The organism is Undibacterium sp. MH2W (assembly GCF_049340215.1).
GTDB lineage: Bacteria > Pseudomonadota > Gammaproteobacteria > Burkholderiales > Burkholderiaceae_D > Undibacterium.
In genome coordinates this window covers 1-25,628 of sequence record NZ_JBMPPA010000009.1, presented here as the reverse complement: position 1 = coordinate 25,628, position 25,628 = coordinate 1, and the positions used below count along the sequence as shown (strand labels likewise).

23 protein-coding genes are annotated in these 25,628 nt (G+C 47.6%); 14 read left to right on the top strand and 9 right to left on the bottom strand.

The features are described from left to right. Nucleotides 1-4 precede the first annotated feature (4 nt). On the top strand, nucleotides 5-406 hold the full coding sequence (locus ACO0K2_RS17175; protein ID WP_423021078.1) for a hypothetical protein: 402 nt from the start codon (nucleotides 5-7) through the stop codon (nucleotides 404-406). A gap of 209 nt (nucleotides 407-615) precedes the next feature. Next, nucleotides 616-1,380, top strand: a complete 765-nt coding sequence (locus tag ACO0K2_RS17170) for a carbonic anhydrase (protein ID WP_423021076.1) — start codon at nucleotides 616-618, stop codon at nucleotides 1,378-1,380. A 170-nt stretch (nucleotides 1,381-1,550) separates the two neighbouring features. Here the strand turns inward: ACO0K2_RS17170 and htpG are convergent, their stop codons facing one another. Both htpG and cysS read right to left on the bottom strand, forming a co-directional pair. Then, nucleotides 1,551-3,458 carry a molecular chaperone HtpG gene (gene htpG, locus ACO0K2_RS17165; protein WP_423021074.1) on the bottom strand — a complete coding sequence of 636 codons (1,908 nt, stop codon included), beginning with the start codon at nucleotides 3,456-3,458 and terminating at the stop codon, nucleotides 1,551-1,553. Between the two features lie 305 nt (nucleotides 3,459-3,763). Continuing rightward, nucleotides 3,764-5,137 carry a cysteine--tRNA ligase gene (cysS, locus tag ACO0K2_RS17160; RefSeq protein ID WP_423021072.1) on the bottom strand — a complete coding sequence of 458 codons (1,374 nt, stop codon included), beginning with the start codon at nucleotides 5,135-5,137 and terminating at the stop codon, nucleotides 3,764-3,766. A gap of 473 nt (nucleotides 5,138-5,610) precedes the next feature. Here cysS and ACO0K2_RS17155 point away from each other — a divergent pair, with 473 nt between their 5' ends. Further along, nucleotides 5,611-6,693 carry a GGDEF domain-containing protein gene (locus ACO0K2_RS17155; protein WP_423021070.1) on the top strand — a complete coding sequence of 361 codons (1,083 nt, stop codon included), beginning with the start codon at nucleotides 5,611-5,613 and terminating at the stop codon, nucleotides 6,691-6,693. Nucleotides 6,694-6,704: 11 nt separating this feature from the next. On the opposite strand, the gene ACO0K2_RS17150 is transcribed toward ACO0K2_RS17155, so the two are convergent. Next, on the bottom strand, nucleotides 6,705-8,129 hold the full coding sequence (locus tag ACO0K2_RS17150; RefSeq protein ID WP_423021068.1) for a PLP-dependent aminotransferase family protein: 1,425 nt from the start codon (nucleotides 8,127-8,129) through the stop codon (nucleotides 6,705-6,707). A gap of 249 nt (nucleotides 8,130-8,378) precedes the next feature. On the opposite strand from ACO0K2_RS17150, the gene ACO0K2_RS17145 reads away from it, so the two are divergent. The 9 genes from ACO0K2_RS17145 to ACO0K2_RS17105 all read left to right on the top strand — a co-directional run bounded on the left by ACO0K2_RS17145 (nucleotide 8,379) and on the right by ACO0K2_RS17105 (nucleotide 17,479). Then, nucleotides 8,379-8,975, top strand: coding sequence for a LysE family translocator (locus tag ACO0K2_RS17145; RefSeq protein WP_423021066.1), 597 nt, complete (start codon nucleotides 8,379-8,381; stop codon nucleotides 8,973-8,975). 40 nt (nucleotides 8,976-9,015) lie between these two features. After that, a complete protein-coding gene (locus tag ACO0K2_RS17140) occupies nucleotides 9,016-9,909 on the top strand; it encodes a DMT family transporter (protein WP_423021064.1) in 894 nt (297 codons plus the stop codon). A 234-nt stretch (nucleotides 9,910-10,143) separates the two neighbouring features. Then, nucleotides 10,144-10,602, top strand: a complete 459-nt coding sequence (locus tag ACO0K2_RS17135; protein ID WP_423021062.1) for a RidA family protein — start codon at nucleotides 10,144-10,146, stop codon at nucleotides 10,600-10,602. 122 nt (nucleotides 10,603-10,724) lie between these two features. Further along, nucleotides 10,725-11,918: a PLP-dependent aminotransferase family protein gene (locus ACO0K2_RS17130; protein ID WP_423021060.1), complete on the top strand. Its 1,194-nt coding sequence runs from the start codon at nucleotides 10,725-10,727 to the stop codon at nucleotides 11,916-11,918. Between the two features lie 394 nt (nucleotides 11,919-12,312). Further along, the gene (locus ACO0K2_RS17125; RefSeq protein WP_423021058.1) at nucleotides 12,313-13,134 is read left to right on the top strand and encodes a substrate-binding periplasmic protein; all 822 of its coding nucleotides are present in this window, start codon (nucleotides 12,313-12,315) and stop codon (nucleotides 13,132-13,134) included. A gap of 24 nt (nucleotides 13,135-13,158) precedes the next feature. Continuing rightward, on the top strand, nucleotides 13,159-15,147 hold the full coding sequence (locus tag ACO0K2_RS17120; RefSeq protein WP_423021056.1) for an ATP-binding protein: 1,989 nt from the start codon (nucleotides 13,159-13,161) through the stop codon (nucleotides 15,145-15,147). A 94-nt stretch (nucleotides 15,148-15,241) separates the two neighbouring features. Then, nucleotides 15,242-15,964, top strand: a complete 723-nt coding sequence (locus ACO0K2_RS17115) for a pseudouridine synthase (RefSeq protein WP_423021054.1) — start codon at nucleotides 15,242-15,244, stop codon at nucleotides 15,962-15,964. Between the two features lie 112 nt (nucleotides 15,965-16,076). After that, nucleotides 16,077-16,688 (top strand): AAA family ATPase, encoded by a 612-nt coding sequence (locus ACO0K2_RS17110; RefSeq protein WP_423021052.1) that lies wholly within the window; start codon nucleotides 16,077-16,079, stop codon nucleotides 16,686-16,688. 191 nt (nucleotides 16,689-16,879) lie between these two features. After that, nucleotides 16,880-17,479, top strand: coding sequence for a lysophospholipid acyltransferase family protein (locus tag ACO0K2_RS17105; protein WP_423021050.1), 600 nt, complete (start codon nucleotides 16,880-16,882; stop codon nucleotides 17,477-17,479). 172 nt (nucleotides 17,480-17,651) lie between these two features. Here the strand turns inward: ACO0K2_RS17105 and ACO0K2_RS17100 are convergent, their stop codons facing one another. Next, nucleotides 17,652-18,677 carry an acyltransferase family protein gene (locus ACO0K2_RS17100; RefSeq protein ID WP_423021048.1) on the bottom strand — a complete coding sequence of 342 codons (1,026 nt, stop codon included), beginning with the start codon at nucleotides 18,675-18,677 and terminating at the stop codon, nucleotides 17,652-17,654. 300 nt (nucleotides 18,678-18,977) lie between these two features. Between ACO0K2_RS17100 and ACO0K2_RS17095 the strand changes: the two genes are divergently transcribed. Continuing rightward, entirely contained in the window at nucleotides 18,978-19,712 is a 735-nt protein-coding gene (locus tag ACO0K2_RS17095) for a flagellar basal body-associated FliL family protein (RefSeq protein WP_423021046.1), read from the top strand. Between the two features lie 64 nt (nucleotides 19,713-19,776). On the opposite strand, the gene ACO0K2_RS17090 is transcribed toward ACO0K2_RS17095, so the two are convergent. From ACO0K2_RS17090 to thiL, 3 genes are all read right to left on the bottom strand, one after another. Beyond that, complete coding sequence (locus tag ACO0K2_RS17090) at nucleotides 19,777-20,262, bottom strand: CinA family protein (protein WP_423021044.1); 486 nt, start codon at nucleotides 20,260-20,262, stop codon at nucleotides 19,777-19,779. Between the two features lie 98 nt (nucleotides 20,263-20,360). After that, a complete protein-coding gene (locus tag ACO0K2_RS17085) occupies nucleotides 20,361-20,855 on the bottom strand; it encodes a phosphatidylglycerophosphatase A (RefSeq protein ID WP_423021042.1) in 495 nt (164 codons plus the stop codon). Between the two features lie 26 nt (nucleotides 20,856-20,881). Continuing rightward, nucleotides 20,882-21,850: a thiamine-phosphate kinase gene (gene thiL / locus ACO0K2_RS17080; protein ID WP_423021040.1), complete on the bottom strand. Its 969-nt coding sequence runs from the start codon at nucleotides 21,848-21,850 to the stop codon at nucleotides 20,882-20,884. Between the two features lie 374 nt (nucleotides 21,851-22,224). On the opposite strand from thiL, the gene ACO0K2_RS17075 reads away from it, so the two are divergent. Further along, entirely contained in the window at nucleotides 22,225-24,537 is a 2,313-nt protein-coding gene (locus tag ACO0K2_RS17075) for an NADP-dependent malic enzyme (RefSeq protein WP_423021038.1), read from the top strand. A gap of 75 nt (nucleotides 24,538-24,612) precedes the next feature. Here the strand turns inward: ACO0K2_RS17075 and alkB are convergent, their stop codons facing one another. After that, on the bottom strand, nucleotides 24,613-25,263 hold the full coding sequence (gene alkB / locus ACO0K2_RS17070; protein WP_423021269.1) for a DNA oxidative demethylase AlkB: 651 nt from the start codon (nucleotides 25,261-25,263) through the stop codon (nucleotides 24,613-24,615). Nucleotides 25,264-25,448: 185 nt separating this feature from the next. Continuing rightward, nucleotides 25,449-25,628 (bottom strand): hypothetical protein (locus ACO0K2_RS17065; protein ID WP_423021036.1); only part of this gene is annotated, 180 nt, incomplete at its 5' end.

The window sequence follows — 25,628 nt, the reverse complement described above, 5'->3', positions numbered from 1 at the left end:
CACCATGAACGAGATCGTTTTTCAGTGCGGAAAGAGCGTCAAAGAAATCGAAAAAATTTTCGTTAAGAATATTTATGCAGGTTTTATTGAAGGCGTAGAAGATCAACGCGTCAATCAAGAGCTCGTTTTGCAATTCGTGAAGGATGTGCAGAGCGCTGCACCACATTATCCGCCGTATTTGTTTCTCAACGACACCAACTCCTCGACACAGTGTGTCGCATTACCTCCTTATGCCTGTGCGGTGAGTTTGCGCAGTGATGAACCTGCTAATAATCCGCATTACTTGATGTCGACAGCCACGTTTGTTTGGTTTCAGGAACGCAATCCGCTGACGGAGGGGTTTGATCTTATTCAACTGGCCAAAAGTTTGAATTGGAAAGATGTCGCGAAGGATGTGAACTGGTAGCAAACCAGCAGAGAACGCGACGCTGGTTGTACGGCAAAGATACATCATATCAATAACCCCGCGGTAGTGATTATCGCGGGGTTTTTTATTCTGTGTTCCATATCTCTACGTTTCAGTTATTAAAAAAAGTGTTCTGTTTTTCTTAACGGAATCGACTTTTTGAAATTGAAAATTACACTCTGAATTCCGATCGATAATTTTCATGGAGAATGAAATTGAATAAACACTGTATCTCTGCGGTCAAGATGGTGGCGCTGGTGCTGTCATTTTTATCGGCGAATGCCATAGCACAAGGAGTTCCTGCCACTTGGAGCTATAGCGGCAAGACGGCACCTGATAAATGGGCTGAACTAGAAACAGCTAACGCCACGTGTAAAACAAGTAAAGAACAATCGCCAATCAATATTGTGAAGTCCAAGGTCGCAAAAGCGACATTACCTGTGCTGAATTTTTCTTATCAGGCGGGTCCCGCAGAGTTAGTCAATAATAGCCATACCATTCAAGTCGATTTTCCAGAGGGAAGTGCATTGAAGGTCGGAGCCAATGAGGCAGCACTCTTACAATTTCATTTTCATACCCCGAGTGAGGAAGAAATTGATGGCGTGCGATATCCCATGGTGGCGCATTTTGTTCATAAGGATAAAGAAGGGAAACTATTTGTCGTTGCCGTGTTATTTAAGCTCGGCAAAGAAAATACAACGCTTGCACCACTATTTTCGACATTTCCAGCAATTAACTCGTCGCTGCATGTCGCTCACTTTGATCCAGCAAAGCTCTTGCCTGAGAAGCTTGCTTACTATCAATTTATGGGGTCCTTGACTACTCCGCCTTGTAGTGATGGCGTTCGTTGGTTTGTGTTGAAGCATCCCCAGAGTATCTCGCGCGGACAGCTGGCTTTATTTAAGCAACTCTACAGCATGAACGCGCGTCCAGTGCAACCTTTACATGGCCGCGTCGTTGAGGAAAGTGAATAACGCAATCATCGGTGGTAGGTGATGTGCAATGTGTTGCAATGACGCCGATTTTCGACGCATTGAAGTACTCATTGCTCTACCAAAAAGCCTCTGCATTGTATCGATAAAAAAAGCCCAGCGAGCACAAAGCTTCTGGGCTTATTTGTCTTGCGACGGAATCGATGAAGCGTTTATTTGCTCAGCAACATCTCATTCAATCGTTTAACGAAGCTGCTTGGGTCGGCCAGCGTGCCGCCTTCCGCTAACAATGCTTGGTCAAACAGGATGTGTGACCAGTCATTGAATTGTGCTTCTTCATACTTCAGCTTTTGCAGCAAAGGATGATCAGGATTGACTTCGAGAATCGGTTTGGATTCTGGTGCTGCCTGGCCCGCTGCTTTGAGCATCCGTGCGAGGTTACCGGATAAATCATGCTCGTCAGCAACCAGACACGCTGGGGAATCGGTCAGACGGAATGTGACGCGAACGTCTTTAGCCTTCTCTGCCAACGCTGTCTTCATCTTCTCGACCAAGTCTTTAAACTCGGTTTCAGTTTCTGCATGATGTTTCTTCTCGGCTTCGTCTTCCAATGTGCCGAGATCCAAGCCACCTTTTGCCACAGACGCCAATTCTTTGCCTTCGAATTCGGTCAGGAAAGACAGCATCCATTCGTCAACACGATCAGTCAGCAACAATACTTCGACACCTTTCTTACGGAAGATTTCTAAGTGAGGGCTATTTTTTGCCGTCGCATAGCTCTCTGCGGTGACGTAGTAAATTTTGTCCTGACCTTCTTTGGCGCGAGACAGGTAGTCAGCCAAAGACACGTTCTGTACATCGCTGTCGTTGTGTGTTGAGGCAAAACGCAGTAACTTCGCAATACGGTCTTTGTTGCTTGCGTCTTCACCGATACCTTCTTTCAGTACCTGGCCGAATTCTTTCCAGAAAGTCGCGTATTTTTCATGTTTTGCTGCGGCTTCATCACCTTCTGCGTTCGCCAGATCTTCCAGCATACCCAGAACACGTTTGGTCGATCCGTCACGAATCGCTTTGATATCGCGGCTTTCTTGCAGAATTTCGCGGGAAACGTTCAGTGGCAAATCGTTAGAATCGATCACACCTTTGACGAAACGCAGGTAAATCGGCATTAACTGTTCAGCATCGTCCATGATGAAGACGCGTTTAACGTAGAGCTTGATGCCACCACGCTTATTGCGGTCCCACAGATCAAACGGCGCACGGGATGGAATGTACAGCAATTGGGTGTAGTCGCTACGACCTTCAACACGATTGTGCGTATGGGTCAGTGGTGCGCTGTAATCGTGGGAAACGTGTTTGTAGAACTCTTCGTATTGTTCTGGAGTAATCTCAGATTTACTCCGTGCCCACAAGGCACTCGCTTGGTTGACAGTCTCAAATTCATCTTTGAGTACCTGTTCTTTTTTCTCTTCATCCCATTCTTCTTTCTGCATTTTAATCGGCAGAGAAATATGGTCAGAATACGTACGAATCACGGATTTTAATTTCCATGCAGACAAGAACTCATCTTCACCTTCGCGCAGGTGCAAGATGATGTCAGTACCACGGCCTGCTTTGGTGATGTCTTCAACGCTGAAGTCGCCTGCACCTTCGGATTCCCAACGGACACCTTCGTTTGCTGCTGCACCGGCACGACGTGATTCAACGGTAATTCGGTCTGCAACGATAAAGCCAGAATAGAAGCCAACGCCGAATTGACCAATCATTGCCGCATCTTTTTGCTGGTCACCAGACAATTTGCCAAAAAATTCTTTGGTACCAGATTTTGCAATGGTGCCCAGATGCTCAATCGCATCGGCTTTGCTCATACCAATGCCGTTATCAGAAATAGTGATCGTCCGTGCTGCTTTATCAAAGGTGACTTTGATGTGCAATTCTGGATCGTTCTCGAACAATGCCGCGTTATTGATGGCTTCAAAACGCAGTTTGTCAGATGCATCAGATGCATTGGAGATTAATTCACGCAAAAAGATTTCCTTGTTGGAATACAAGGAGTGAATCATTAATTGCAATAACTGTTTGACTTCGGCCTGAAAGCCCAGAGTTTGTTTTTCTGACATGTTTTTCCTCGGAAATTAGGTTAGGAAGGTCGTATTTAAAAAAGATTCAGCAGCGTTCAGCATGGTTGATGCGTGTTTCAACTGAATAAAAAACTAACCCACCCGACATGGGGGCGGGGTGAAAGATTTCAAGATGAGTGTGGTTTGATTCGTTTGAAGGGAGGAGGAGGGCGCAATTGAACTCAAGATTTGCATCTGAAGCATGGGCGGCGCAAAAAGAGAAGGGCGGGTTGTGCCCGCCCTCCGTGTCCTTCTTTTTGACGAGAAACGTCAAAAAGCAACGTCCTCCTTACAAACGCCCGCCTTTACAACCGCTTAATGTTCATACTGCCCGCTTTATCTTCGACCTCGAATCCAAGCGCATGCAATGCGGCACGCAAACGGTCAGCTTCTGCCCAATTCTTGGCCGCACGTGCAGCCTGACGTTGTTCTGCTAACGCCTGCACTTCAGCCGGAACCTCTAGGGCTTGTGGAACCCATGTTGCCAGACCTAGACCGAAAATCTTATCGAACTCGGCTACGGTCGCCTTTTTATCCGCGTCCGATACATCGGATTTCAACATTTCCCACACCAGTGCCAGCGCACGTGGCACATTGAGATCTTCATTCACAAACGTCGTGAATTTTTCTTTCCATTCGGCATTGACGGTGCCGCCTGCTGGCCATGCATAGAATGTCTCACGCAAGCGTTGCAGTGCCGTTTGTGCTGCTTGCAAGGCTTCAAAGCTGAATTGCATCTGACTGCGATAATGTGCGCTTAAGCATAAATAGCGGTAAGCCAGCGGATCAATGTGTTGATCGAGTAATGTTTGTAGGCGGAGGAAATCACCGCTGGATTTCGACATCTTGCCGGAATCGATTTGCAAGAAATACCCGTGCATCCAGAAGTTGGCCAAGCGCGTACCATGGCACGCTTGGTTTTGGGCAATTTCATTGCTATGGTGAATTGAAATATGATCTTCGCCGCCGCAATGGATATCAAACCATGGTGTCAGGTATTTCGCTGACATAGCTGAACATTCAATGTGCCATCCTGGGAAACCACGGCCCCATGGACTATCCCATTCCATCTGGCGATGTTCATTTTCTGGACTAAATTTCCATAAAGCAAAATCCGTTGCATTACGTTTTTCACCCAGCTCGACGCGACTACCTGCTTTGATCGCGTCGCGCTTGATTCGTGCCAGATAGCCGTAATCGTCTTGTTTGCTGGTGTCGAAATAAATACCATCGGTAGTGCGGTAGGTAAAACCTTTACTTTCGATGCAGGAAATAAAGTCGATTTGCTCGGCAATATGGTCCGTGGCCTTGCACCAGATGCTTGGTTCGAGAATGTGCAAACGCTGTAAATCCGCTTTAAACGCGATCGTGAACCGTTCTGCGATTTGCCAAGCAGATTCGCCCGCTTTACGACTACCTTTTTCCATCTTGTCTTCGCCATCGTCGCCATCGGACACTAAGTGACCTACGTCAGTGATATTGATGACATGACGCACTGTATGACCATTCCACTCCAACGTTCTGCGCAAGATGTCTTCAAACAGATAGGTCCGCAGATTGCCGATATGCGCGTAGTCATAGACGGTGGGGCCGCAGCAATACAAGCCAACCCAATCGTTACGCAAAGGTGTGAAAGGGCGCAGGCGGCGTTCCCAGTTATCGTAAAGAAGTATGTCCATCTTGGTTTAACAGTGAAATTAAATGAAGAAATGATGAGATTGATGCGCTTGAGCGGTAGGCGCTATGCCAACCAGCGAGGGTATATGCAAATTCAACAGCGGTAGTCGTCACAGCAACGCTGCGTGCGAGCGCCGCCTACAGGTGATAAACCTGTTGATAAATCGGCAAAGTGACCTGTGGAAGGCATGGTGTGCATAGTGAACGCTTCAAAAAGTGAATGAGAATGTAGCATAGATATGCCCTTTCTTCCTAAAAAACGACGTTTTTCTGTACGAAAAAGCAAGTTTTTAAGATCGATCACATGAGCTCGTTTGAGGTCATTGCCTGTCTCTCACGGGGCATTGATCCGCTTTGCATGAGGCGTTCATTCAGTGTGTGTGCGATGTGAAACGCTTTGCTCCTTGATAACCACACAGACGTTGCAAAGTGCTATCGTAAAAAAAACATTGCTTTTATATTAAAGCTCATTGGGATGTCTACCATTATGCAAACGACTTATTCAGAAGTATCTGTCGATAAATACCGCGATGCTTTTCAGCAACAAGATCTGTCGCAAGCTTCTCTCGTGGTACGTGTACTGATGTGGGCGATGTTGCCGCTGGGGGTGATTGATGTGTTATTTCATCAATCAACGGTGGTGACTGCTTTTCTCGTTCTGTTGCGCGTTGTTGTCGTGTTGTACTCTGGTTGGTTTTTACAGCAACTGAAGGTACTCAAAGCGGCGCCAATCGTCACAAAGTACTTGATGCGATGGGTTGTATTGGTGATGCTGGTACAACTAATAAGTAATATTTGTACGCCACGCGATTACTTCGGACATTACCTAATTGATATCTGGGGATGCTTGATGACCTTCATTGTTGTGCCAGTGCCTTTGCCCACTTTACGTGTACCTGTCGTCAGTTTTGTCATCGCTTCTTTGTTGCTGCTTGCGTTGAAACACCCACCGTACTACGCCTATCCTCTTGTCGTTGCAATGATATTGCCGGCAAGCGCGGTGACCGGCCATGCAATTGCGAGTTATGTTCATTGGTATCGTCGGAAATTATTAAGTGCCGAGAAAGAACTTGAACGACAAGCGAGTATTGATCCCGTGACGGGCGTCGCGAACTGGCGCGAATTTATGCGACTTGCCGCCCTCGAATTACAACGCCATCAACGGCTCACAAAACCCATGTCGATGTTGGTACTCGACGTCGCTGAATTTAAAAAAATCAATGAGGAATACGGGCCAGAAACGGGCGATATTATCTTGGTGGAAGTGACGCGCCGTATCAAACGCGTCATGCGATCCTATGATAGTTTGGCACGCTACGGTAGCGACGAATTTTGCGTGTTGCTGCCCGAAGCTGCGGCGAGTGATGCCCAAAAGATCGCCGAGCGAACCTACTCAACCGTTGTTTCCATTCCCGTTACCGTCGCTGGGAAAGAAATTAAAATTGCCGCTACGATTGGTGTGGCAACGATGACCGAGGGAGATGACGTTTCTTCCTTATTGCATCGCGCGGGTGATGCGCGGGGGGCGGGTAAAGTGTCGTACTTTCAAGTTGTCTGAGCAGCACTATATTAACCAAGTTCTTTTCTCAGAAATTCCCATACGCCAGGATCGGACATCGCTGCAATATTGATCCGCATTTTGGTCGATGGCGCTTGATGCGGAGAGAATAGACTACCCGGTGCGAGCAAGTAGCCTTGCTCAAGTGCTTTTTCAGTCAGTTTATTCGTATCGACACCTGTTTCCGTCCATAAAAACATGCCAGCCGGTGTGCGGTAATCGACTTTGATACCGATGTGCTCCAAACGTTTGGTGATGTCATCTCTGACGCCGTCCAGTTTGACCCGTATGCGATCGGCGTGTTTTCGGTAATGACCTTCAGATAAAATTTTATAGACCACACGCTCTCCGATTTCTGTCGTGGTGAGCGTGGATAACATTTTCCGATCAGATAAACGGATGGCCAAGTCCGGAGACGTCGCGATAAAGCCAACACGCAAATTGGCTGCCAATGTTTTTGAAAATCCTCCCAGATAAATAACACGATGAAGCTGATCCAGTGAGGCAATGCGGGTTGCTGGTTGTACGGCACTTCCTGGATGCATATCGCAGTAAATATCGTCTTCCACCACAATGAAATCGTGGAGCTCGGCGGTTTTTAATACCTGAAACGCCTTCGCTGCAGACAGTGACGTTGAAGTTGGATTGTGCATCACTGAATTAATGATGTAGAGCTTGGGCTTATGAATGGCGGCTAGCTCCGCCAATTTAGTGACGTCTGGCCCATCATGGAGTCTTGGAATACCAATGACTTTGGCCCCCAGAATTGCAAACGACCCAAACATCAGAAACCATGCCGGATCATCGACAAAGATCGTATCGCCGGGACGGGTGAACTCGCGTGCGACGAGATCGAGCGCTTGGGTGACACCGGTTGTCATCACGATTTGTTCCGGTGCTGCCGCGATTTCCAGTTCAGCTAATTTGAGTTGTAGCTGCTGACGTAAAGGAAGAAAACCTTGCGGTGTACCGTAGTGGAGTAATAAATTTTGATTCAGACGACTAATCGCGCGTAAGCCGTTGGCAACGAGTTCCCCATCGAGCCAGTCGTGTGGCAATACGCCGGAACCTGGCATTTTTTGCGGTGGAAGTTGCCGAAACATATTTCTGACTAGCCACACCACATCCATTTGTTGTGTGCCAGTTGTTGCTTGAGGAGCGACAGGTGTATTGGTCAACATCGATGCCCGCTCACGGACAAAAAAGCCAGCCCCACGACGCGACTCCAGATACCCTTTTGCCACGAGCCGGTCATACGCTTCGACAACAGTAAAGCGTGACACGTGCTGCTCGTCGGCGAATTGCCTGATTGAAGGCATACGTGCACCGGTTCTGAGTAGCTTGTCGTCGATGCGGTTCGCTACTGCGGCAACAATTTGCTCCACCAGCGAGTCACCGGAGTCCCGTGAAATATAAAAGGTCGGCGTCGGCATCATATCGATTCGCTTTTCATGTCTGTCGTGTGTGTATTGGAGAAGTGACCAGAGCAGTGTGTGGATTATCGTTTTTACTGTATTGGTACTGTATTGGTGTTTGCGTTTAGGATAGCACAAACGCTGATGAAAAAGAGTGCACGTGACGGTTCTTGCGATGTGTGAATGCAACGCCCTTTTTTCATCCCATATCAATGGTTTTATCTACGACTGAGAGAGCACATTTCTCTTGGTATGTATGTCGGAGACGCTATGCCCCTCACTGAATTTATCGCTTTCTCGTTGTTTGCTTGGATCGGCTCATTTACGCCAGGACCTAATGTGGCCATCGCGGCAACGACCGGTGTTAATCATGGGTTGCGGGCCGCATTGCCGCAAGTGATGGGGGTGCCGTTAGGTTTTGTGCTGATGATATGGGTCATTGGTTTAGGGGGCGCCTCGTTATTGTCCGGCCATCCCTACCTTGTTTTATTCATGAAAATCGCTGGTAATGGTTACTTGCTAGTATTGGCGTGGCGTCTTTGTTTTTCGGCGAGTTTATCTGACAGTAAAACTGTGCATCCGTTAAGTGTTCAGCAAGCTGCCGCATTTCAAATGGTCAATCCCAAAGCATGGATGATGGTCGTAGCAACCACATCGACTTATGCGATCGGACAAACTGCATTCTTCTCTCGCATGGGCTGGATGAGTGTGGGGTTCGCCTTGCCTTGTGGACTCAGTATCCTGGCGTGGGCATGGATGGGCGATAAGCTTCGTCACTGGCTATTGATTGGCCGTCGCTTGCGTACATTCAATATCGTCATGGGCGTATCGCTCGCGATGACGGCGGTGTGGATGTGTACTCTTTGAGTCTATTTGATGTAGTTAGAATGAGATGAATGGAACATCAATGAGAGAGACTGCAACAGAACAACAACGATTAGAACTCAAGGGTATGTGGCTCGGATTTGTGGGCGTCGCTATTTTTAGTCTAACGTTACCCTTTACCCGCTTGGCTGTGGCGGAACTTCATCCTATTTTCGTTGCAATGGGACGGGCTGTTGTTGCAGCGCTTCTAGCGGCTTATTTAATGTACATACAAAAGGCACGACTTCCTCAGCGTAAAGAGCTCGCGTCATTGTTCATTACCGCCTGTGGCGTTGTCGTTGGATTTCCTCTTTTTAGTACCTTGGCGATGCATTATGTCCCTGCGGCACATGGTGCGATTGTGCTGGGTATTCTGCCTTTAGCGACGGCGTTATTTGCTGCGATACGATTTCATGAGCGCCCATCCATCGGCTTCTGGCTGATGGCGGTGCTTGGTAGTTTACTCGTCCTCACATTTGCACTGATTCAAGGGGCGGGAAGCTTACAATGGGCTGATCTCGCCTTGTTTTTCGCTGTCATTTTGGCGGCGATGGGATATGCCGAAGGTGGTCGCCTCGCCCAAACGATGGGAGGCTTGCAGGTGATTTCTTGGGCGCTGATTCTCATTTTTCCGGTAACCTTGAGCTTAAGCGTTTGGTCGTATTGGACTTTTGGGGCACACGCATCGCTGGCGGCGTGGGGAGGATTTGCGTATGTGTCAGTCTTTTCGATGTTTATTGGATTTCTGTTTTGGTACAAAGGCTTGGCCATTGGGGGAATTGCAAGAGTTGGTCAGGTGCAGTTATTACAACCATTCTTGAGCTTACTCGGTGCGGCATGTATCGTCGGGGAATCATTAAGCGTCGTTCATGTTGGTTTTGCTTTGGCTGTCATTGTGACTGTCGCCCTCGGACGGCAAATGAAGATTCATCGCTAGCACTGGCTTAAAACCTTATGCCACCAAATAAAATCAGTAAGAGCGCGTTATTTTGGGGGTATGAATCGTGCAAAGCCAGGCATACAATAGAGAGCTACACGCCAGAGAATGGCATGCTATGGTCGGCCAAGTTGCCAGTTCATTGAAAAATGATTGTGCCTTCGTTGTTCGTAGCTGCCACCTTTGTACCTACCACGCTGGTTGGCTTTGCCACCATACAATTTGGGATTGATCATGTCTTTTTACGAAAAACTTCAAGCACTGAATATTGAATTGCCTGCTGTTGCTGCACCTGCTGCTGCGTATGTTATGTACGTGCAAACCGGTAACACCGTCTTTTTGTCCGGACATATTGCCAAAAAAGATGGCAAGGTCTGGGTTGGTCAGCTTGGGAAAAATATCAGCACTGAAGAAGGCAAACTGGCTGCACGCGCTGTTGCGATCGATTTGATGGCCACGTTGCAAGCGGCATGCGGTGGTGATTTAAACCGTGTAAAACGTATTGTGAAACTGATGAGTTTGGTCAATTCCACTCCTGACTTTACTGAGCAGCATTTGGTGACGAATGGCGCTTCGGAATTGATCGCGGAAGTGTTCGGCGATCAAGGTAAGCATGCTCGCTCGGCATTTGGTGTCGCACAGATTCCAATGGGCGCTTGTGTTGAAATTGAAATGATTGTTGAGCTTGCCTAAACGGATCAATGTGACGGGCGTCCGTCACACAGATTGCCGACAGATAAGTACTCGCGTGATATCGCGATAAAACATACAAAAAAATAATGGCCAGCGATGGCATGACTTCCAGTGAGACTAGCATGAAACTTGAACATCCTACCCCTATTAAATGGAAATTCTCTGAACGGGCTGAGCAGTTAAAAAGCTCAGTGATTCGTGAGATCTTAAAAGTAACCATGCGTCCGGAAGTAATTTCTTTTGCTGGTGGTTTGCCATCGCCAGATACATTTCCTGTTGAGCGCATGAAAGCAGCGTTCGATAAAGTATTATCTACACAAGGCAAATCAGCACTGCAATACGGTCCGACTGACGGCTATGCGCCATTGCGTGAATTTATCGCCGACTCTTTGTCGACACCGGATTGCAAAATCTTGCCTGAGCAAATTTTGATGGTGTCAGGCTCTCAGCAAGGGCTGGATTTGTTGGGTAAAGTATTGATCGACGAAGGCAGCAAAATTTTGGTCGAAACGCCGAGTTATCTGGGCGCGCTCCAGGCTTTTTCTGTCTACCAGCCGCAATTTGAATCTGTTGATACGGATGAACACGGCTTGATTCCTGCTTCTGTCGCCGCCAAAGGCGAGGGTGCTCGGTTGATGTATGCATTACCCAATTTCCAAAATCCAACCGGACGTACTTTATCGATTGAGCGTCGGATGGAGTTGGTCGATACATGCGCCCGAATGGGAATTCCTCTGATCGAGGATAACCCGTATGGTGATTTGTGCTACAGCGGAGAGCCGCTGCCAAAAATGTTGAATATGAATCCTGATGGCGTTATTTATATGGGATCCTTTTCCAAGGTACTGACACCAGGAATTCGTTTGGGCTACGTTGTTGGTCCTGCACCGTTGATTAGAAAATTAGAGCAGGCTAAACAGGCGGCAGATTTGCATACAGCACAGTTGACGCAGATGGTTGTGTACGAAGTGATCAAAGACGGTTTTCTCGCGGAGCACATTCCTACCATTCGTTCTTTATACGCGAGTCAATGCAACGTCATGTTGGAAGCGATGACAAAATTTTTCCCAGAGAGTGTCACTTGGACGCGTCCTCTAGGCGGGATGTTTATCTGGGTGACATTGCCAGCACATATCGATAGCCAATCGTTGCTTGATGAGGCGATCGCGCAAAATGTCGCCTTTGTTCCTGGCGGGCCTTTCTATGCCAATGAAGCTGCAAAAAATACATTGCGCTTATCTTTTGTTACGGTCTCACCAGAACGTATCAACGAAGGCATTGAAAAATTAGGAAAACTGATCAAAGCTAAAATTTGACGCGAATTGTTGTTGATTCGTTTTCTCAAACCCGCGCTTAGCGGGTTTTTTTATTGATGTAATTTTTGTGTCTTGAATAAGTAATAACGCGTAGATGGCATCGCGTTCAAGTTTTAATATAAATCAAATGTCCTTCACTTTTTTAAAATAATGCCATCGATCACTGACCACAGCGTCGATGCGTATCTGCGTTTCTTGCTCGAGAATTCTGCTGAATTGTTTATTTAATCTCGTTGTCTCGTTAAAAAGATAACATTCAGACATTTCTTTTTATTTCTCCAACGGAATTCAAACGATCATTTTTTTGGGAGCGGGAAATGTCGTCTTGCTTACTATTAAGCGAGGCGGTAGACTGATTCAAAAATTTTATTTATTCAAATAAAGGAAAAATCGCATGAGGCACTATTTTAATGCTGTGAAGTCGGTGCGCGTTCTCAGTGCCTTTGTATTGCTCCTTAGCTACGTTGTTTCAGATAATTGCTTCGCGCAGGAAACATGTAAGAAGTTGATTGCGACGGGTAATCCTGAGTATCCGCCGTTCTTGTGGCGTGATACGCAAGACGACAATCACCTTGTCGGTGCCAATGCCGAATTGATGCAGGCGTTATCCAAAGAAATTGGTGTGCCCATTGAAGTGAAATATGTTGGACCATGGGCACGCGTGCAGGAAGAGGCGCGCGTAGGTCGGGTCGATTTACTTGCTGGGGCTTTCTTCACGTTGCCGAGGCTCGATTATATGGATTATTTTTATCCAGCATTCCGCGTGACGCGGACGGCGATTTGGACCAATAAAAAGAGTAAATTAGCATTTCATCAATGGAGTGATTTGCGTGGTAAAAATGGAATCACCGTGATTAACAATAGCTTTGGTGAGGACTTCGACCGGTATGCCAAAGAGTCGCTGAAGATCGTGACCGTTTCCAGCCTTGAACAAGCATTAGTCATGTTAAATTTATCACGTGCAGATTATTTGATCTACGAAGAAGATCCCGGCCTCGCTTACGTGGCGAAGATGAATATGACCGATTTAAAAACAATGTCTACGCCGGTGGCCAACGAGAATTTATATTTAACGATGTCCTATAAATCGCCTTGTAACACGCCAGAAATGCGAGGGCGTATTTCTAAGGCGTTGTACGTATTGGGGAAGCAAGGGCTGATGGATAAGCTCGTCACATCGAATATTCAATTGTGGCGCAAGCAGCAATCAAAGTAATTGATTTTCGGTTTGAGGCCTATTTTGCGGAAACTTTCTCTCAGGCAGATATCTATTTTAGGTGTCGCGTTGGGCATTCTCTTGCCCGCGCTGGTGTTCGGCTATTTTGTGACATTGTCGCGGTATGAACGCGAGCTGCAATTGCGTGTGCGTGGGCCGATGGCGCAAAATGCAGACATGCTCGCCAAGGCAATGGAGATTCCTCTTTGGAACGTTGATAGAGAAGTCACAAAACAATTTGTCCAAGCCGTCATGCGCAACCGTGAGGTCGTCAGTGTGGTGGTGACGGATGAATCGGGCAACACATTTGTGCGAAGTGATAAGGTTCGCCACACCAATGCCAGCGTGCTAACAGAAAAGCGTCCGATTCACCTCGAAGAGAAAGTCATCGGTGAGGTCAAGCTCGAACTGACGACGGAATATGTTGATCGTGACTTGCTCGATGATGTGTATAAACTCGCTGTGGGGCTCGTACTGCAGGTTATTTTTTCTTTTATATTGATCTGGTTTCTCTTTGATCGTCGTATTGTTCGACCGATTCAGCAACTGCATTCCGCGACTGTTCGACTTGCAAGCGGTAAGCTTGATGAGCCTCTTGCATGGCAACGTCAAGATGAGATCGGTAACTTGGCACATGGTTTAAACCAGATGCGGCTCAATCTTGGTGAACTGATTGCCCAACGTGATGATCAAAATATTCTTTTGCAACAAGAACTCAAGGAGCGCTTGAGAGTGGAGCAAGCGCTGCGTGATACGGAAGAGAAGTTTATTGCGATCTTCCAGGCATCGCCGGTTGCGATGAGTGTCTTGCGTAAAAAGGGACATTACCAGATTGTCGATGTCAATGATGCGTGGGTAAGACAATTCGCTTGGTCGTCCGATGTCATTTTAGGCAACCTCGACATGCAGGAACATCTATGGCGAAATCCGGATGATTTTGTGCAAGCCTTACGATTGCTTGAGAGAGATGGTGAGTTACAGGCATTTGAAACATGGCTTCGTTGTGGCGCCAAAGATAAGACGTTGTTGTGCCAGATCTCAGGTCGTTTGATCAGTATCGGCGAAGAACCGCTGGTGATTCTGGTTCAGGAAGACATTACTGAAAAACGGCAAAACGAAAAAGATATTTTGAACATGAACGTCACTCTGGAGCGTCGCGTGTCGGAGCGGACACATGAACTCGAGGAAGCGAATAGCGAATTAACAGTCGTGCTTGAAAATCTTCAGCGTGCGCAACAAGAGCTTCTGCGGACAGAAAAAATGGCTGCACTCGGCTCGCTGGTGGCGGGTGTTGCGCATGAACTCAATACACCAATCGGAACGAGTGTCACAGTAGCGAGTACTTTACAGCAGCAAACAGACGAGATACTGATCCAGTTTGCTCGCGGCTTGCGGAAGTCGTCACTGGAAGAATATTTTAAAAACGCCAAATTGGGTACGGATCTTCTGTTACGCAATCTCAGTAAAGCGTCTGAGCTCGTCACGAGCTTTAAACAGGTCGCAGTAGATCGTACTAGCGCAAACCGACGCGTGTTTGCTCTTCACGACATGATCAATGAGCTGGTCACAACTTTGGGGCCAATGATCCGTAAGACGAAACACGAAGTCGTGTCAGACATTCCTGAAAAAATGATGATGGATAGTTATCCTGGCGCCATGGGGCAGGTGGCGACGAATTTAATCAATAACGCATTCATTCATGCTTTCGACAGTGAGAGCCGTGGCACCGTGCGCATCTCGGCGTGTTTCTTGGATGCGGATACCATCGAAATGACCGTCACCGACAACGGTAATGGCATTTCTCCTCATAATTTAGGGCGGATTTTTGATCCATTCTTCACGACACGTCTCGGACAAGGGGGGAGTGGTCTAGGACTCAATATCGTCTACAACCTTGTTAAAGACGTGCTGGGTGGCGATATTGCTGTCGATAGCGTTGTCGGCAAGGGCACTACATTCACCATTACTTTGCCTCGGGTCGCCAAAAATTCCGAAGAGAAAACGCATTTGTAAAAAGGCTCATTTCCTCTCAACTTAAGCGCTCCCGTTCCAATCAAGCCTTGACTCATGCTAGCTTTCTTCGACCATGTTCTGATAAAGTTGCAGTATGAGTAAATTATCCTTAGATCGTATCCTGCAATCGCAGGGCTTTGGTTCGCGCAAATACTGCCGTGAACTTGTTTCCGATGGCGAGGTCAGCATTGCTGGCGAAGTCGTTGATGATTATAAATTGACTATCGAAACGGATGGTCTGCGCTTTCACATCTTTGATGAAGAGTGGGAATATCGCGAGCATGTGTACATTGTGCTCAACAAACCGGCAAATTTTGAATGTTCCCGTAAGCCAAGTCATCATCCAGGCGTCCTTACCTTGTTACCTGAGCAATTTAGCTGGCGCGACGTGCAGCCCGTCGGTCGACTTGACCATGATACGACAGGGATGTTGCTGATGTCGGACGATGGTCCTTTCATTCATGCCCAATCGTCACCTAAACGGCACATTCCGAAAGTGTATCAGGCGACAACCGCAGAACCCGTTACACCAGAGCTCGTCAATGCCCTGCTTTCTGGTGTGCAACTGCATGATGAGCCGGCCCCCTTGGCTGCACAATGGTGTCGCCAATTGGATACGAATCTAATAGAAATTGTGTTGGAGCAAGGTAAGTACCATCAGGTCAAGCGTATGCTGGCGGCAGCTGGCAACCATTGTGCTGCGTTGCAACGCACCGCCATCGGACAGTTGACGCTTGAATCACTGGGCCTCGACGAGGGCGAGTGGTGTTATCTGACGTCGGAGCAAATGGCTTTGCTGGTGCCTTCGGAGGCCTGAGTCGACCCCATCTTCAAGATAGAAGAAGGGCTGTAACACGGTCATTCGCCTCAACAAGCAAGATTCTGAAACATCGAGATATGTTTATTTAACATGGTTGGAGGATGTTTGTATGCCAGTGATCGTTGTCGCAAATCCAAAGGGGGGTGTGGGCAAAAGCACATTCGCCACTAACTTGGCAGGTTATTTTGCCGCGCAGGGACACAAAGTGATGCTGGGCGATATTGATGCCCAGCAGTCGTCGCGTACTTGGCTGGCATTGCGGCCCGAGAGTTTCTCACCAATTTCCGCGTGGGAAATCGATGCCAATGCGATTGCGAAACCTCCCAAAGGTACGACACACGTCGTCCTTGATACGCCGGCAGGTCTCAAAGGAAATAAGCTGGATGCGGTGTTGAAATTGGCTGATAAGGTCGTTATCCCATTACAACCCTCTATTTTTGATATTCTGGCAACAGAAGAGTTTTTGAAAAAGCTCGCGAAACGTGAACAACGCTGTGAAGTCGGCATTCTCGGTATGCGTGTCAATGCCCGCAGCCGCGCCGCAGACCAATTGACACATTACATCGAGCAACTTGGATTACCCCTTGTTGGCTATCTCCGTGATACGCAAAATTACGTTCAGTTGGCGGCACATGGTGCCACAATATGGGACGTTGCCCCCTCGCGTGTCGAAAAAGACATCGCGCAATGGAACGATATCCTCACATGGATCAACAAATAGACAAACAAATTCTGGTTTTCTGATATCTCGATTGTCGACATGCGACGTTAAATCTTAACGTGACGTTGAAAAAACGACGCCGACCTGCCATCGTTGACAGAATTTATCACCCAGCGTCGCGATATCTCCCTATAATGCCGTCTCGCTCTGAAGGGGAGCGAATTTATCTTTTTATATCAAAGACTTACGGCATGCATCTAACTATTTTTGAAACACCGATTATCAACACACTGGGACGCTGGATGTCTGTCTCTCTATTGCGACTCCTTGGCTGGCGCATCGAGGGAAAGGCGCCAACGGAGGAAAAGTATGTCCTTATCGCCGCCCCTCATACAAGTAACTGGGACTTCCCGTACACCTTAATGGTCTGCTTTGCCTTGCGATTACGTGTCTACTGGATGGGAAAGGCGTCATTGTTTCCACCCGTTGTCGGGCACGTGATGCATTGGTTAGGGGGGATCGCTGTGGACCGTAGCCGGTCTGGCAATCTTGTGCAAAGTACGGTGGATGCTTTTCATGCAAATCAACGTCTCACGGTGATCGTTCCTCCGGAGGGAACGCGCGGAAAAGTCACCCATTGGAAAACCGGCTTTTATTACATCGCGCTTGGCGCAGGTGTGCCAATTGCACTTGGCTATCTGGATTTTTCTCGTAAGGTGGCTGGTATTGGAAAAATGTTCATGCCAACAGGCGATCTGGCGGCTGATATGGACGAAATTAGACAGTTCTACAGCGGTATCCGCGGCAAAAATCCACAACAATTTGATGCGTCAACGATCCAGACGAAGTAACTTTTTCAGTCTATTCGCTCCATCGATGAATGAAGCCTTGTCTCTTTCTCCAGAGACAAGGCTTTTTTTTGATCTTGAACGTGCAAGACGATGCCGTGAGCTGATTGACTTGCTGTTTATGACAGGTCGATAAACACGCTCAATGGTCTGTTGTCTGATTCAACGTTCATCTTCAACCCGTATTTTTTATGAGTAATCGTGAAAATGGATTCAAAATGAGTCGTTGCGTCCATCGCTCGCAATACGGGTGCGCGGCAATCAACACAATCAGGCCACTACACAAAAGTGAAATGGATAACCTTGCCGCCGGAGGCATGTGCAGAATCGATGGAAGCACACCTGTCGATTGAAGAATAATGAGCGCCATACCGTGCCAGAGAAAAATGTACATGGATTGTTGACCGATACGTGCTAACTTGAGATCTTGACGGCTTAGTAAATACAGCACGGCGATCCCTAACGTACTTGATACGCCATATTGCAGCAGTTGATACAGTGTTCCGGTGAGGTTAGCCATACCCAAGCGATTGAGGGAGAAACTACCGTACAGCCAACGATAATCAAACAATGGCGGCAGAGAATAGACTGTAACAACAGCAGCGGCGATCGTCAGCAGAGCAAGACCGATGAGTCGACCATCGCGTTTCTCGGATAAAAAGACGCTTTGCCCCATGATAGAGCCCAACAAAAAGTAAGGAAAAAAGATCAGCGTGCGAGAACCACTGAGCAGGTAACCTGCATGCTCTGAGTAGGTGGTCAGCAGCGATAGTCCCAACGCTGCCACGAGCGGAAAGCGCATGCTTGCAAATAATGGCAATAGCAATCTCCAACAGAGGAGACTCATTAGATACCAAAGCATCCAATAGGGAGCGATCAACCCTGCGTAGACACTCAATTTCCCCATTAATACGTACTCGGTGCATTCATAGATCAATTCAAACGCGATGAGTGGCGTAACGATCGTTTTGATCAAATTTCTTGCGGCTTGCTGGTCGAGTAATTTTTTCGAAAAAATCCCTGATACCAGTGCAAACATGGGCATGTGAAATGCGTAGATAAAAATCCAGATTGGTCTCAAAAACGCATCGGTCGCGATATGAAGTTCAATAAAATGACCAAAGACGACTAAAAATATCAGGACACCTTTGATATTATCTAAAGCAGTGTTGCGATGCGGGAGGGTAGCTTGAGGGGGCATTGAGAAATACGATGAGCAAATAAAAAAACAGCACATCATAAGCTAAACCGCAGTACCTAGCGTATTCTGTTTGTAACGTATTCGCTTGAGATGTCGATTTTATTTTTGTATCTCTTCTCGCCGGTGCGTGAATATCATGTCATGATTGCTACACAATAGTGCGGCATGCTGTGGAAGTGATTGTGGGTGTTTGCGCCGATATGAACCAAAAAATAGCGTTTGTTGTCGCATTAGAGATTTCTTTTGGGAAATACTCATGGGTTACAATGTGCCATTGAATTCATTGTTCAATTAGTATCTATGCCGAATGATCAAAATAAAAGCGAATTACTGAGCTCGAAATTAGACTTTGAAAATGTCAAGTTCACGTCGTCAAAAGCGGAACCTGTCGATTTCTTCGATCTTGATTTTGATGTTGAAGCGCAGCCTGATTTGCTTGATGCTTACTTGCCTTCGCCTCCGCTCCCTACTGAGGAAGCCGGGGCATCGGCGGTGTCTTCCATTGCGCCCTCGAAAGTAGTGGAATCTCCAGTGACACCGAGCACGACGCCTGTTACTTCAGGTGTGTCTTCTTCTGCCGAGCCACTCGTCAGTCGTTCAAGAGACAATAAGAGTAAGTCCAAAACTGGTCAGAAAAAAGATAATTTCGCCTTCTATGCAGCTTTGGTGGCGCTCGCTGGATTTTTGATGGTTTTTGGTGTGATTTTTTATGTAGGCGCAGTGCGGGACAGCACCAATACACCGAGTTATCTGATGTTGCCAGAGCAAGTGACAAATTTTGATGGACAGGTGATCCGTATCAAAGTGACGATCCAGGTTGAACGTAAAGATCGAGACTGGCTTGCTGACAATAAGGCAAAATTGATCGAATTATTCCCTATTATCTTAACCAGAATCGATCCCAATGATCTGCATTCTGAAAAGGGATTTGAGTCTGTTCGTGAAAAGCTACGCACGGAATTAAACCGAGAAATGAAGACGGATAAAATTCAGTCCGTATTAATGGATCAATTACTCACCCAGACCCGAGAGTAGTAAGCGCTTTTTTGGCTGAGGATACCTGGCAGCGCTGAGCGCCGCCAGATTGACAGGGCAGAACTTATAACGCTTTGACGTAACGTAGTAATTTGTCCAGCGCATGCACAATCGTTTGTTCGCGAACGGCATGACGATCACCGCTAAAGACGAGTCGTTCTGTGTGTGTGATACCGCCGACCGCCCAGCCAAAACAAACGGTACCGACAGGTTTGCCGGGGACTGCACCTGTTGGACCTGCGATTCCTGTGGTCGATAGCGAGACCTTTGCCTCGGAATGCGCAATCGCGCTTTCCGCCATGGCAGCAGCGATTTCTTCACTGACAGCACCATGTTGTGCGATCAGTGCTGCTGGAATATCAAGTAATTCTGTCTTCGACGAATTAGAGTAACTGACAAAGCCACAATCAAACCACTCGGATGAGCCTGCTACTTCAGTAATAGCGTAAGCAACTCCGCCGCCTGTACAAGACTCTGCAACCGCAAGCAGGAGTTTTTTTGACTTAAGTACTTCACCGATCTGGGTTGCGAGTTCAGTAGCTTTCTGCATGATGTCTCTCCTGTCGTTGTTATTGGATGGGCTGACTTACTTTACCACCATGTGTGTTGCATTTAAAGTCTTGTTCACTCCAAACGTGGTGACCAGTCTTACCCCTGTCGCCATAAGGCAAAGCAAAGCAAGGTAAAAAAAGCAGCCACAATATCGTCAAACATCACACCGAAACCACCTTTAAAACGTTGGTCAAAGTAGCGGATTGGCGGTGGTTTTACCATATCAAAAAAACGAAATACGAAGAAGGCCCAGCATTGGGTGGTGAAGTTACACGGCATGAGCAAAAGAAGCACCAGCCACATGGCGATGATTTCATCCCACACCATACTCCCGTGATCCGGTGTGCCGAGATTCTTACCTGTAATTTGACAAGCCCAGACACCAATAAAGAAACCAACAAAAATAATCCAGCCCCAATGGCCTGCAGTAAAGAACGATGGCCAACGCTGAGTAAATACGACGAACATTAACCAACCAAGCAGCGTACCACTCGTGCCGGGCACCGCCGGTGATAAACCACTACCAAATCCCTGTGCCAAGATGTGGGCCGGATGTTTCAGCATGAAGCCGATTGAAGGTTTGCGAATCATTGGACGTAGTTGCGTAGTAGACGTTGTCATGGGCTTTGAAAATGGTCAAATGATTGAAGTGACATCGACACCAGACTGCCCTGGCTATCAAGGAAGCGTAGTCCATGCTCGGCGTCAATACGTCCAACGCGCGTCACCTCGGTGTGGGACGAAACGCCGGCAGCAATCACCGCAGCTCGATGCTCAGGTGGTGCTGTAAAGCAAAGTTCATAATCATCTCCGCCAGCAAGCGTGAACTGTCGACGTAATGCAATCGGAAAATGTTGTAGTACGGGACCAGTTGGCAGCGAATCAATAAACAATGTCGCACCGACATGCGAGCGCTCCAGAATGTGTCCGAGATCGCCGACGAGACCATCGGAAATATCTAACGCTGCGTGCGCAATGCCACGTAATGCCATGCCCAACGCCACTCGGGGTGTTGGTAGATGCATCCTTTTTGCAGCGCGAACATGATCTTCTTGGCTTAACTCTAGCTCGCGCCAGTATCCAGCCAGAGCGAGTCGTGCGTCACCCAGCGTCCCTGAGATCCAGATGTCATCCCCAGGCTGAGCTGCATCCCGACGGAGTGCTGTCGTTAAAGGTTGCTCACCGAAAATCGTAATGCAAATAGTAAGTGGACCTTTGGTTGTATCTCCACCGATGAGGCGGCATTGATGCTCATCCGCTAATGCAAAGAGTCCTTGTGAGAATTGTTCGAGCCATGCTGGATCAGCTTCTGGTAGGGAGAAGGCCAGCGTAAACCCAATGGGCTTCGCTCCCATGGCGGCGATATCGGATAAATTGACCGCTAGGCACTTGTGCCCTAATGTGTATGGATCCACATCTGGGAAAAAATGTCTGCCAGACACTAGCATGTCGCTGGAAATCGCCATGTGCATACCTGGCGTCATATGGAGCAGGGCGCAATCATCACCAATCCCGAGGGCTAAATGATTGTCTGGCGCGTTGTGTTGCGCAAAATAGCGCTTGATTAAGTCGAATTCGGAGAGCATGCAGGCATTGTACTCAAGGAAGTCGCTGTGTCCAGAGACTGATTTTAGGATTCAACCGAAAAAAGTGGACTCTGTTTCGTTTCATACGTAAAACTGCTGTCACTAGTCTGTGTTTAAATAGTGCTCCTCGGTAGGTGGCGTAAGCGCTGGATTGTTGAAGGGGGACCGGCAAGGGTTCGCAGCGCGTCGGCTTTCATACGAACTCGGTGCTTATTTATGATAAATTTGATAATCATGTATGTACCCAGATGCATATTCTTATGCACTAAAAGCATAGAAACCGTACAAATACGTATAAAGTTAGAAGATTCCCTCTGATAGAATCACAAACCAACTACAGTTTTTGTCAGCAAAATAGAAAAAAGGCCTATTTCATGGATTCGTCAGCAGATCAAAAAGAACAAATACGTCAACAATTGCGTCAGGCAGCACTCGAATATCACGAGTTTCCGACACCGGGCAAGATTAGTGTTACACCGACTAAACAATTGACGAATCAACGTGATCTGGCACTAGCGTACTCTCCAGGCGTCGCTTCACCTTGTGAAGAAATCGTCGCCGATCCAGCTGCTGCATTTAAATACACAGCGCGCGGTAATCTGGTGGGCGTCATCACTAACGGTACGGCGGTATTGGGTTTGGGCAATATTGGACCACTCGCTTCTAAGCCAGTGATGGAAGGTAAGGGCGTGTTGTTCAAGAAGTTTGCTGGTATCGATGTATTCGATATCGAGATCAATGAACCCGATCCAGATAAGCTTGTTGATATCATTGCTTCGTTGGAGCCTACTTTTGGTGGGATCAATCTGGAAGATATCAAAGCGCCAGAATGTTTCTACATCGAACGTAAATTGCGCGAACGTATGCGCATCCCTGTCTTCCATGATGACCAACACGGCACAGCGATTATCGTTGGCGCGGCCATCATGAATGGTCTGAAGGTGGTTGGAAAAGACGTCAAAACAGCAAAAATGGTTGTCTCCGGCGCTGGCGCTGCTGCCTTAGCGTGTCTGGATTTGATCGTTGATCTTGGATTCCCGATCGAAAACATCTTCGTCACCGATTTGGCTGGCGTCGTGTACAAAGGTCGTACAGAACTGATGGATCCAGATAAAGAGCGCTTTGCACAAGACACGCCAGCGCGTACGTTGCGTGAAGTTATTCCGGGTGCAGATATTTTCCTCGGTTTGTCGGCTGCTGGCGTCCTCAAGCAGGATATGGTCGCACAAATGGCGGACCGTCCTCTGATCTTGGCATTGGCCAATCCGACACCAGAAATTTTGCCTGAAGAAGTCAAGGCAGTCCGTGACGATGCTGTCATGGCGACAGGGCGTTCTGATTTCCCTAATCAGGTCAATAACGTACTGTGCTTCCCGTATATTTTCCGTGGCGCTCTCGATTGTGGTGCAACTACGATTACCCGTGAAATGGAAATTGCTGTTGTTCATGCGATTGCTGAATTGGCGCAGGCGGAGCAATCGGACGTCGTTGCTTCAGCGTATGGCATCAGTAACCTGTCTTTTGGTCCTGAATACCTGATTCCGAAACCATTTGACCCACGTCTGATGATCAAAATCGCACCAGCTGTTGCAAAAGCAGCGGAAGAGTGCGGTGTTGCAGCGCGTCCGATCAAAGACATGCAAGCCTACGTAGAAAAACTGCAGCAGTTTGTCTACCACAGCGGCACATTCATGAAGCCATTGTTCCAAATCGCAAAAAAAGCACCGATGGAACGTAAGCGCATCGTGTTTGCTGAAGGTGAAGAAGAGCGTGTATTGCGTGCGGTACAGGTAATTGTTGACGAAAAACTGGCGGCACCGATTTTGGTCGGGCGTCCACATATTCTGGAACAGCGCGTCGAAAAATTCGGTCTGCGTATTCGTCCTGGCGTTGATTTCCAAGTGATCAATCCTGAATTTGATCCGCGTTATCGTGAATACTGGCAAGCGTATTACGAGATGACATGCCGCAAAGGTGTTACCGAGCAGTATGCAAAACTCGAAATGCGTCGTCGTCACTCCTTAATCGGTGCGATGATGATCCATAAAGGCGATGCTGACGGCATGATCTGCGGTACATTCGGTACAACAGGCTTGCATCTGAACTATATCAATCAGGTATTAGGCAAGCGTGAAGGTGTGAATGTCTACGCTGCAATGAATGGCTTGGTCTTGCCTGATCGTCAGTTGGTATTGGTCGACACGCACGTGAATGAGAACCCAACAGCAGAACAGATCGCTGAGATTACGATTCTGGCCGCTGAGGAAATGCGTCGTTTTGGTTTGTTGCCAAAGGCAGCGTTACTGTCGCACTCTAACTTTGGTTCAAGCAACAGCGAATCCGCACAGAAAATGCGTGCTGCGTTAGCGATCATCCAACGTGATGCACCGGATTTGGAAGTGGATGGTGAAATGCATGGTGATACGGCGTTGGATGCGGCATACCGTAAAAAAATGATGCCAAATTCCAACCTCAAAGGTGATGCAAACTTACTGGTCATGCCAAATATTGATGCGGCTAATATTGCTTACAACCTGCTGAAAACGACAGCCGGTAACAACGTAGCAATCGGCCCAATTTTGCTTGGCTGTGCAAAACCTGTTCACATTCTCACTCCGTCAGCGACGGTACGTCGCATCGTTAACATGACAGCGTTGTGCGTTGTTGATGCTGTAGCGCAGCGTTAATTTCGACGAGATGCCATAAAAAGCCGGAGTCGCTTAGTGCGCTCCGGCTTTATTTTTTTGATGGAGACGGGTTGATTACTTTGCGCGTCTGAAGGTGAGATTGATGCGCTGTGCCCCCATGATTGGATGCGGTTGATCTTTGATTGACTGAATGCCATGAAATAATAAGCGAGCTGGACCGCCCCAGACCAGTACATCGCCATGGTGTAAATCGATGCGCCTTAGCTTATCGCTTCGCTGCAAACCTCCAAACACAAAGGTGGCGGACATGCCGAGGGAAACAGAAACGATTGGCTGCGAAAAATCGGCTTCATCTTTATCTTGGTGCAGGGACATCTTAATACCAGGTGCATAGCGATTAACGAGACAGCTATCCGGAATAAAATGCTTAAACCCACCCTCTTCGGCAGCGTCCGTTGCTAGCTGCTGGAATTCCTGCGGCATCGTCGGCCAGGGTTGTTCACTCAAAGGATCTATTGAGACATAGCGGTAACCCCGTGCATCGGATATCCAACCAACTTCTCCGCAACTCGTATTGTGCACGCCGAACTTCCTTCCGCCCGGCGTAAGCATTTGTCTGAAGGGGGATATCTTCGTTAATGTGTCTAACTCATCTAGAAATGTTCTTTCTAGCTTGAGTGCATAACGATGCAAGAGTACTGCTCCGGGAAATAAAACCTCCGTCCGCGAAGCATCAGGTTCTTCATCAAAAAGCGAATGCGTGATAGGTGTGGATGTCATAGCGTTACGAAGGGAATATGTCTTTTCATATGGTAGAGGAAGTTGAGGAATGCCGCTGGAGGCGCATTTATTTTTGACCAAGGCGTGTTGGTCTTGAAAATCATTGTGGTAAATGATTTTCAAATTTCACTTGCCTAAACGGGGCGGACTTTGCTATAGTTCGCCTCCCGCTAAAACGGGAAGTTAGAAGAAAGCAGCAGCCAGCAACTCCGGTTGTTCTGAGTGATGAAGTTGTCGCGAAAGCGACAAGATTGATCAGAAAGAACAGCAAAAGCAGTCAGGGAGTTGACAGGGTAAATAAAGTGCTGCATAATCTCGCTTCTCTGCTGCAAACGAACACAACGCTTCGT